The sequence below is a fragment of the Romboutsia sp. genome (assembly GCF_051659545.1).
Taxonomy (GTDB): domain Bacteria; phylum Bacillota; class Clostridia; order Peptostreptococcales; family Peptostreptococcaceae; genus JBOFOR01.
Window position 1 is genome coordinate 1 of record NZ_JBOFOR010000048.1, and the last position, 9305, is coordinate 9305.

The 9305-nt window shown below is 29.3% G+C and carries 9 protein-coding genes, 1 tRNA gene, 2 rRNA genes, 1 other RNA gene and 1 other annotated feature; of the genes, 1 reads left to right on the plus strand and 12 read right to left on the minus strand.

Going from position 1 to position 9305, the window contains the following annotated elements; genetic code table 11:
* A 16S ribosomal RNA gene (locus tag ACRC03_RS02705) occupies positions 1-141 on the minus strand; the annotation flags it as partial.
* A gap of 529 nt (positions 142-670) precedes the next feature.
* Positions 671-901, minus strand: coding sequence for a glutaredoxin family protein (locus tag ACRC03_RS02710; RefSeq protein WP_438651013.1), 231 nt, complete (start codon positions 899-901; stop codon positions 671-673).
* Between the two features lie 200 nt (positions 902-1101).
* Here ACRC03_RS02710 and ACRC03_RS02715 point away from each other — a divergent pair, with 200 nt between their 5' ends.
* Entirely contained in the window at positions 1102-2304 is a 1203-nt protein-coding gene (locus tag ACRC03_RS02715; RefSeq protein WP_438651014.1) for an MGDG synthase family glycosyltransferase, read from the plus strand.
* Between the two features lie 93 nt (positions 2305-2397).
* On the opposite strand, the gene ACRC03_RS02720 is transcribed toward ACRC03_RS02715, so the two are convergent.
* The 10 genes from ACRC03_RS02720 to rrf form a co-directional block, all read right to left on the minus strand.
* Positions 2398-2622 carry a hypothetical protein gene (locus ACRC03_RS02720; protein WP_438651015.1) on the minus strand — a complete coding sequence of 75 codons (225 nt, stop codon included), beginning with the start codon at positions 2620-2622 and terminating at the stop codon, positions 2398-2400.
* A gap of 142 nt (positions 2623-2764) precedes the next feature.
* On the minus strand, positions 2765-3364 hold the full coding sequence (gene recR / locus ACRC03_RS02725; protein WP_438651016.1) for a recombination mediator RecR: 600 nt from the start codon (positions 3362-3364) through the stop codon (positions 2765-2767).
* An 11-nt stretch (positions 3365-3375) separates the two neighbouring features.
* Positions 3376-3720: a YbaB/EbfC family nucleoid-associated protein gene (locus tag ACRC03_RS02730; RefSeq protein ID WP_438651017.1), complete on the minus strand. Its 345-nt coding sequence runs from the start codon at positions 3718-3720 to the stop codon at positions 3376-3378.
* A 63-nt stretch (positions 3721-3783) separates the two neighbouring features.
* On the minus strand, positions 3784-5415 hold the full coding sequence (gene dnaX, locus ACRC03_RS02735; RefSeq protein WP_438651018.1) for a DNA polymerase III subunit gamma/tau: 1632 nt from the start codon (positions 5413-5415) through the stop codon (positions 3784-3786).
* Positions 5416-5579: 164 nt separating this feature from the next.
* An RNA gene (gene ffs, locus ACRC03_RS02740) (signal recognition particle sRNA large type) lies at positions 5580-5844 on the minus strand.
* A gap of 29 nt (positions 5845-5873) precedes the next feature.
* Positions 5874-5965, minus strand: a tRNA-Ser gene (locus ACRC03_RS02745).
* 3 nt (positions 5966-5968) lie between these two features.
* Positions 5969-6421, minus strand: a complete 453-nt coding sequence (locus ACRC03_RS02750; RefSeq protein WP_438651019.1) for a nucleoside deaminase — start codon at positions 6419-6421, stop codon at positions 5969-5971.
* Positions 6422-6578: 157 nt separating this feature from the next.
* Entirely contained in the window at positions 6579-7862 is a 1284-nt protein-coding gene (gene serS / locus ACRC03_RS02755; RefSeq protein ID WP_438651020.1) for a serine--tRNA ligase, read from the minus strand.
* Between the two features lie 206 nt (positions 7863-8068).
* Positions 8069-8289 (minus strand) — a binding site (T-box leader).
* 222 nt (positions 8290-8511) lie between these two features.
* On the minus strand, positions 8512-9024 hold the full coding sequence (locus ACRC03_RS02760) for a 3H domain-containing protein (RefSeq protein ID WP_438651021.1): 513 nt from the start codon (positions 9022-9024) through the stop codon (positions 8512-8514).
* Positions 9025-9201: 177 nt separating this feature from the next.
* Positions 9202-9305 (minus strand): 5S ribosomal RNA (rrf, locus tag ACRC03_RS02765); the annotation flags it as partial.

Here is a 9305-nt window from a genome sequence, read left to right on the forward strand (position 1 = left end):
TATGTTATCCGTGTGTACAGGGCAGGTTACCCACGCGTTACTCACCCGTCCGCCGCTCTCTTCCGAAGAAGATCGCTCGACTTGCATGTGTTAGGCACGCCGCCAGCGTTCATCCTGAGCCAGGATCAAACTCTCAAAATAAATTTTAATTTATGTCGCATTATAATAATCTTCACATTCGTTCAGCTTATTCTAACGCTCAAATATAATTTAAAAAGTTGTCCATCGCTCAGCTAATCATTATCTGAATATCTGGCTTGGTTTGTTTGTGTTTTAATTCTGTTAAGAATTATGTTTGTTTCTATAAATTAACCTACTGTTTAATTTTCAAAGTTCATGTTAAGCAATTTTATTGTTGCTCATTTCAACAACTTCTTTAGTTTATCAAAGTTTTTTTACTCTGTCAACTTTTTTCTTTTGTTGTTTGACCTTTTCTTAAGGACAAGTAATACTATATCATCCTATAATAATAACGTCAATACTTTTTGAAAAGTTTTTTTATTTTTTTCTATTTATTGACTAATATAAATAATCTATCATATCTTTACCTATTTTTTATAAATTAATTCTTTTATTTTTCATTTTAATAATAACTATTCTAACTAAATATATAGAATAGTTATTATTAAACAAATAAGTATCTATTCTATATATTATCCTTGTTTATACTTTACTTATTTAATAATGAATTAATCCTATTCAGGTCAAACCCTAAAACATGTTCTTCATCTATAATAAGTACAGGAACTGACATATACCCCATACCTATTAATTCTTTTCTAGCTTCTGTTTTTTTAGATATGTTGTGTTCTACATAATCAACATTTGCTGTTTGTAAATATTCTTTAGCTTTTATACATTGAATACACGTATCGCTTGTATATATTTCAACTTGTTTCATTTTTATCCTCCAACTTCTCTCTAAATAATATGTCCTTGTATTTTTTTTTATAGTGTATTAGATTATTATTAACTAATAATTAGTTAATAATAATCTAATACACTATATTTTAACTTTTTTAAAGTATAATTAGAAGTATAAATATGAACATATAAAATTAAATTTCAATTCAATATAACTCTATATTAGGAGGATTTATTATGGCTAAAAAAATATTAATTATGTCAGCTTCTACCGGCGGTGGTCATAACCGCGCTGCTAGGGCTATTAAGGAAGAACTAGAAAGTAAAACTATTTCAGGAGAACCGATACACTGCGAAATAATAGATAGTTTGAAATTAGTTAACAACACAATGGATAAAATAATTTCTAGAGGATATGAAAAATCAGCTATATATACACCTAAAGCCTATGGTAGTGTATATCGATTATCTGAGACAAGTCTTATCTCTAGAAATGAATTCAAAGGTAATCTACTTACATCATATATGTCCCAGAAGTTCAAAAAGCTTCTTAGTGAGGCTAAACCAGACTTAATCATAGGAACTCATCCTTTTCCTATGATAGCTTTTAGTACATTAAAAAAATCTTACGATACATATGTTTCAATCAGCCTTAAGGCCGAGCCTTTTCACAGACATAGCATTAAATTAGATGTACCTCCAATGATTTCTGTTTTGACAGACTACACTACTCATTCTACGTGGATACAAAACGAAATAGACTATTACATAGTAGGACATGAATACGTTAAAGAATTACTAATTGCTGAAGGTGTTGACAATGATAAGATAAAAGCCTTCGGTATTCCTGTTGAAAAGTCATTCTTATCTCACAGAGATAGAGATACTGTTTTATCCGAACTAGGCTTAAGTACAGACAAACTAACGGTTTTACTTATGGGTGGAAGTTTTGGTGCTGGTAATATAAAAGAAACGCTAGATGAATTATTAGAGATAGATAGAGATTTTCAGATTTTAGTTATAACAGGTAGAAATGAAAGTCTTAAAGAAAAAATAGATAAAAAGATTTCATCTATTGAGCATGATAAAAATATATCAATCCTAGGATTTACTAATAAGATGAACGATATATTAGCTTCTGTAGACGTTTTAATTACAAAACCCGGTGGTCTTACTACTACCGAAGCTCTTCTTAAAGATGTCCCAATGATAGTTCCTTATTATATTCCTGGACAAGAAGAAGAAAACTTAGACTTCTTATCTAACTGTGGCTCTGCTCTTCGAACTACTAAAAAATATACATTACCAGTACTTTTAAAAGTTCTTATAGATGATCCTTCTAGGCTTGATGCCCTAAAGAAAAATGTAAGGTCTATTAGAAAATTTAACTCTGCACAAAATATATCTAGCCTTGTAGTAAATATATTAGAAGAAAGCTAAAATCCCCCTCTCTTAATATAGAGAGGGGAATTTTATTTCATAAAATATAATCAAATTATATATCTGTATATTCTTAGTATTAGTATTTAAATCTTAATATCTAGGTTCATAAAAATCTTCTTCATAATCATATTGATAATTTTTATAATTATTCCTAAATTCACTATTCTTACCTTTTACATCTTTTTTCATTTTTTTCTTAATTAAAAGACTCATATCATCATTTTCTTCATACTTAGGCTTATCCTTAGAACCTATTTTTTTCATTCTTTTCTCTTTCATAGACTTATGTTCTTCTATATTCATAGTTGATTTCATATTGCACCCCTATTAAAAATTTTAGATAAATATACAAAAAATTATACAATACTAAAATGCTTTATTCAATAAATGAATTTGAATTTTTAAGTACAAAATTACCCTATTAAACGACAAAAGAATCGAGGTTTTACCTCGATTCTTATATTTCTCTTCTACCTTCTAGTGCCTTACATATAGTTACTTCATCAGCGTATTCTAAGTCACCACCAACAGGTAATCCATGAGCTATTCTTGTAACTTTAATTCCCATCGGCTTTAAAAGTCTTGCTATGTACATAGCTGTAGCTTCACCTTCAATTGTAGGGTTTGTCGCCATAATTATTTCTTTAACATCTTGTGTTCCTAATCTGTGTATTAGTTCTTTTACTTTAATCATATCTGGTCCAATACCATCCATAGGAGATATAACTCCATTTAATACATGATATTGACCTTTAAACTCTCTTGTTCTCTCCATAGCTGCTAAATCCCTTGGATCTTCTACTACACAAATCACACTTGAGTCTCTATTTTTATTAGAACACATACTACAAGGATCTGTATCTGTTATATTGCAACATATTGAGCAATATCTAATTTCTCTTTTTGCTTCTACTATAGCCTTGGCTAAAGATTCTACATCGTTTGTATTCATATTTATAACATGAAAAGCTAATCTTTGCGCAGTTTTTCTTCCTACTCCAGGAAGCTTAGAAAACTCTTCTATTAATCTGCTTATTGGACCTGTATAAAGTTGCATATAATCACCTACTAGAATAATCCTGGAATATTCATTCCTCCAGTTACTTTGCTCATTTGAGAGTTTTGCATTTCGTCCACTTTTCTTAAAGCTTCATTTACAGCACTTAATACCAAATCTTGTAACATCTCTATATCATCCGGATCTACAACTTCTGGTTTTATAGCTATATCTGTAACTTCTTTTTTACCATTAACCTTTACAGTAACAGCTCCTCCGCCAACTGATGCTTCTACTTGTTTAAACTCTAATTCTTCCTGCATCTTTTGCATATTTTCTTGCATTTTTTGAGCTTGTTTTAATATGTTATTCATATTTCCAGGCATCATTCCGCCTCCAAAACCTTTTTTTGCCATAATTAAAATCCTCCTTGAAAACTTATTGTTTATTCTATCATTATACCATAATAGTATTTATTGTTAATCTTGTTTTTCTTCTTCTCTATCTTTTATCTCCAGTATTTCTTCACTTACAGTACTTCTTAAAATTTCCTCACCTTTATCCATTTTGTTATCTTTTATTTCTAGACTTATGTTATTAACTTCAGATTCTAAAATTACCCTTATACTAAAACTTCTATTTATTGTTTCTCTAATCATCTTTTCAATGTATACAATAGTATTTTCTTCATTCAATTTTTTCTTAGCAAATCCATAGCCTTCTGCGTATATTAAATATAATACATTTTCATATACATTAAAACTATCAATATCTCCTAGTAAAACTGATAAAGGAACTTGTTTATCGTCTTTTATAACTTTTCTTATTTTATCCCATGAAGCCTCTATTAATTTAACATCTTCGCTTTTTACCTGCTCATACTCTACTTCTGCTACATTTGATTCTTCTGGCTCTATTATATTTTCATTATTAGAATTACTTTTTGTATTAATTTTTATATTTCCACTTTCAATTGTCTTTTCTAAGTTCTCAATCCTCTTAATTAAAGCTTCTTTACTTTCATCAAACATAGGTTGAGCAATTTTCATCACAGTAACTTCTGCTAAAATTCTAGGATTTGATGATGATTTCATCCCATCTTGTGTAAGTGATAGTATATTTAAAATCCTTATTAAATCATTCACTTCTACACCATTTGCTTGCAATTTTAACTGTTGTATAATTTCCTCAGGTAAAGAAATTATTTCATCTAAGTCTGTAGATACCTTACAAACCATTAAATTTCTAAAATGGTCTATTGAATCATTTATTAGGTTACGTATATCTTTACCCCATATCACAAATTCATTTAAAATTTGTAAGGATTTTTTAGTATCTTGGTCTATTATACATTGAGCTAGTTCAAATAATTGCTCTACATTTACAGTTCCTAATAATTCAACGACATCTTTATATTCTATTTTATTATCTCCAAAAGAAATACATTGTTCTAATATACTAAGTGCATCTCTAAGCGCTCCTTGAGAATTTCTAGCTATTAAATTTAGAGCTTTATCTTCCACTTCTATATTTTCTTCTTTACATATTTTTTGCATTCTTAATGTCATATCTTTAACTGTAACTCTTTTAAAATCAAATCTTTGACATCTTGATAATATAGTAGCAGGTATTTTATGCGGCTCTGTAGTTGCTAATATAAATATTACATATGATGGTGGCTCTTCTAATGTTTTTAAAAGGGCATTAAACGCTCCTTGCGACAACATATGTACCTCATCTATTATATATACTTTATACTTAGATTTAGTAGGAGAGTACTTTACATTCTCTCTAAGTTCTCTTATGTCATCTACACTATTATTAGATGCTGCATCTATCTCTACTACATCCATTATATTATCATGTAGTATATCTTTACATACTTCACATTCATTACACGGTTCTTGATTTATACTATTTTCACAATTTACAGCTCTGGCAAATATTTTAGCTGTAGAAGTCTTACCTGTTCCCCTTGTACCTGAAAATAAATACGCATGTCCTACATTATTATTTTCTATTTGATTTTTTAAAGTTCTTACTATGTGTTCTTGACCCACAACATCTTCAAAATTTTGCGGTCTATACGCTCTATATAATGCTTTATGCATTTTACTCTCTCCTTAATATAAAAATCCATTAATATATTACTTTCCAACATATTAAAATATTATATCACTTTTTACAAATTTATCTAGTTTATATATCTTTTACTTTTATTTTATATAGTAAAAAAATCCCTATTAAAAAGGGATTTTTGTTTATATATTAAATGCTGTACACCACCTATTGACTTAATTTCACAAGCGTTACCTAAACAGTTAACTCAATTTAGGCACCCCCGCGGCACACGAAAGTGATCACTTACCGCTGCTTCCTTCCGGATCTGACGGGGTTTATGAGCTTCCATTGCGCAGGACCTAAACGTCAACGCCACTTATTTAGGGCGGCCTCACAAAATATAAGCCTCTAGATGGAATTCAATCCTGCTATAGCGGATTGCAGGTTACAGGGCACCGCTACCTCCCCATCTAGTACAGCAAACTTACAACCATATTTATGTTTTCTCTGGCGGAGAGTGTGGGATTCGAACCCACGATACGTTTTTGGCGTATACTCACTTTCCAGGCGAGCGCCTTCGACCAACTCGACCAACTCTCCTTATTATCTTTTCCGTAAAGTCTTAAAAAATTCTTGTAATACATCAGAGCAATCTTCTCTTAAAACTCCAAAATTTATTTCGATATTATTATTTTCATAATAATCTATTTTAAATTCATGTTGTTTGTCAGTATAAGCATTTTTTATATGCCTTGTTCCTATTATAAGTTTTTTTATTCTAGAATTAACTATTGCACCACTACACATAATACATGGTTCCATAGTAACATATAAATCACAATCTACCAATCTCCATCCACCTAACTTTTCTGAAGCTTGTCTTATGGCTAAAATTTCTGCATGAGCTGTAGAATCATTTAATGTTTCTGTTAAATTATGTGCTCTAGCTATTATCTCTCCATCTTTAACAATTACTGCTCCTATAGGTGTTTCTTTTTTATCAAATGCTTTATATGCTTCTTTTAATGCTTCTTTCATATAGAGTGAGTATTCCATATTTCCTCCTAAAACTTATAACAAATCTATCTTACCATAATTTATTTTATATTTCAACTTAATTTTATTTTAATGTAATTTATAGTTCTCTATACTTACTAAGCAATAAAAAAGAGAGTTTATATAAACGCTCTTTTTTATATATATTATTATGTTTTTATAATTCTTCTTTTTTTATAACATCTACGCCCATGTATGGTCTTAATACTTCTGGAACTACTACTGAACCATCCGCTTGTTGATAGTTTTCTAATATAGCAGCTAAACTTCTACCTACTGCAAGCCCTGAACCATTTAATGTATGAACATATTCTGCTTTAGATTTTTTATCTCTCTTGAATCTTATCCCTGCTCTTCTAGCTTGGAAATCTTCAAAGTTTGAACAAGAAGATATTTCAACGTATCTATTGTAACTTGGCATCCATACTTCTAAATCATATTTAAATGCTGCAGTAAACCCTAAATCTCCTGTACATATTCTAACAACTCTGTATGGTAAACCTAATAATTGTAACATTTTTTCTGCATCATTAGTTAACTTTTCTAATTCTTCATATGATTTTTCTGGATCACAGAACTTAACTAATTCAACCTTATTAAATTGATGTTGTCTTACTAAACCTCTTGTATCTCTACCAGCTGATCCTGCTTCTGATCTAAAGCATGGAGTGTATGCACAGTATTTTATTGGTAATTGATCTGCCATTATTATTTCATCTCTGTGTATGTTTGTTACTGGTACTTCTGCTGTTGGTACTAAGAAGTAGTCTACGCCTTCTAATTTAAACATATCTTCTTCAAACTTAGGTAATTGTCCTGTTCCTACAAAACTAGTTCTATTAGCCATAAATGGTGGTAAAACTTCTGTGTATCCATGCTCATCTGTATGAGTATTTAAGAAAAAGTTTATTAAAGCTCTTTCTAATCTTGCTCCCTTTCCTTTGTATAAAGTAAATCTTGAACCAGTTATTTTTCCACCAGTTTCAAAATCTAATATTCCAAGACCTGTTCCTATATCCCAATGAGCTTTCTCTTCAAATTCAAATGTTGGAACCTCTCCCCAATTTCTTATTTCAACATTATCTTCATCAGTAGTTCCTTGTGGAACATCTGGATGAGGAACATTTGGTATTCTCATTAATCTATATTCCATATCTTCTGTTACAGTTCTAACTTTTTCATCTATTACTTTTATTTTATCAGATAACTCTTTTAACTGAGCTTTTGCTTCTTCTACATCTTTACCTTCTTTTATAAGTTGAGGTATTTTCTTTGATTCAACGTTTAATTCGTTTTTCATAACTTCAACTTCTTTAAGTAAATCTCTTCTTTGATCATCTAATTCAACTACAGCATCAAGGTCAAATTCTTTTTCACCTCTTCTATCCATAGCTTTTTTGATATCTTCTAAATTTTCTCTTATTCTCCTAATATCTAGCATCTTACTTCCTCCTATTTTTTATAATATATGTACTCTTCGTTTCTTAATTTTCTAAACAATTTTATTTGCGCTAATAAAACTTTTTAGAAATTTTTCTTAAACTTAGTTATAGATAACGTTATCTAATATGTTTTTAGGTCATAAACAGGGATTTATTTAACCTATAAATTAAAAAATGCAATAAAAAAAAGACCTTCTATCCCCCTAAAAGGGACGAAAGTCTTTAATCCGCGTTGCCACCCTAATTGAATATACTTAAATTAGTATATTCCTCTCAATCCTGTAACGTAGGTATACGTCTAATCTTACTGTTATTTCCGATTAGAAGCTCTGGAATGGATTCAAAAATAATTGCAATGAGTTCTCACCAACCACTCACTCTCTGAATACAAATATATTTTCTACTATTTTCCTTCATAGCTTTTAAACTAATTGTTTTATTTGATACTCATTATATTATATATATTAACAACTTTCAATAGCATTATTCAATTTTTTTTATTTATTTTTAGTTGAAATTTATATATATGATAATATTTAAGTTTTAATCTACCATATATTTTGACGCATAAAGTCACTATACTCTACTATTTGGGTTATTTTTAACTAAAATCAATATCTATACAATTGAAAATATTCAATGGTTATCTTACTTAAATAATAAATTTCTTTTCTCTAATTCTTCTATTATTTCACCTAAAATTTCTTCATCTTTAGCTTCTATAGTATGCATATGATTTTCCTTAGTCAGTAATGATAATTGTTTAAACTCTTCACTTGAAGCTTTATTTATAAACTCATTTATATCTCTATTTGATTCTATATCCAAATTCACTTTAATTTCTCCGTATAAAGGATGTTCTACTATTACATCCTTTACTTTTCCACCTAAATCCACTATAATTTTAAGTTCTTCATAGAATGAGCATGAGTCTTTATGATTTTTACAATTTATCACCTTAGATATAGATGTAGTATTATATGTAATATACCCTTGAGGAGTAGCCATTATTTCAATTCCTTTAGCTCTTATTAGAGCAATATCTTGGACTATTACTTGTCTACTTACATTAAATTTTTTTGCAAGTTCATCTCCTTTAATTGGCTTATCTAAATTTTTTAATATATTTATTAAGTTTTGTCTTCTCTCATTAGCATTCATAATATACCCTCTTTTCCAATTAATAAAATAATTCTACATTTCACATACTAATTAATTTATATTATACCATTTCAAATTTCATTTTTGTATAAATCAATTAGTCTTTATAAAACAAAAAACTTCCATTCACGGAAGCTCTATTTTAATATAATTTATTTTTATGCACAAAAAAAGATTACGTGGCTACGTCTTACTCTCCCAGGAGGTTGCCCTCCAAGTACCATCAGCGCTAAAGAGCTTAACTTCTGTGTTCGGAATGGGAACAGGTGTATCCTCTTTGC

What these genes read in the sequence shown, in the direction of transcription:
- serS (WP_438651020.1), bottom strand. Translation starts at nt 7,862, where the DNA reads ATGCTAGATATTAGGAGAATAAGAGAAAATTTAGAAGATATCAAAAAA.
- ACRC03_RS02710 (WP_438651013.1), bottom strand. Translation starts at nt 901, where the DNA reads ATGAAACAAGTTGAAATATATACAAGCGATACGTGTATTCAATGTATA.
- ACRC03_RS02730 (WP_438651017.1), bottom strand. Translation starts at nt 3,720, where the DNA reads ATGGCAAAAAAAGGTTTTGGAGGCGGAATGATGCCTGGAAATATGAAT.
- ACRC03_RS02715 (WP_438651014.1), top strand. Translation starts at nt 1,102, where the DNA reads ATGGCTAAAAAAATATTAATTATGTCAGCTTCTACCGGCGGTGGTCAT.
- dnaX (WP_438651018.1), bottom strand. Translation starts at nt 5,415, where the DNA reads ATGCATAAAGCATTATATAGAGCGTATAGACCGCAAAATTTTGAAGAT.
- ACRC03_RS02750 (WP_438651019.1), bottom strand. Translation starts at nt 6,421, where the DNA reads ATGGAATACTCACTCTATATGAAAGAAGCATTAAAAGAAGCATATAAA.
- ACRC03_RS02760 (WP_438651021.1), bottom strand. Translation starts at nt 9,024, where the DNA reads ATGAATGCTAATGAGAGAAGACAAAACTTAATAAATATATTAAAAAAT.
- recR (WP_438651016.1), bottom strand. Translation starts at nt 3,364, where the DNA reads ATGCAACTTTATACAGGTCCAATAAGCAGATTAATAGAAGAGTTTTCT.
- ACRC03_RS02720 (WP_438651015.1), bottom strand. Translation starts at nt 2,622, where the DNA reads ATGAAATCAACTATGAATATAGAAGAACATAAGTCTATGAAAGAGAAA.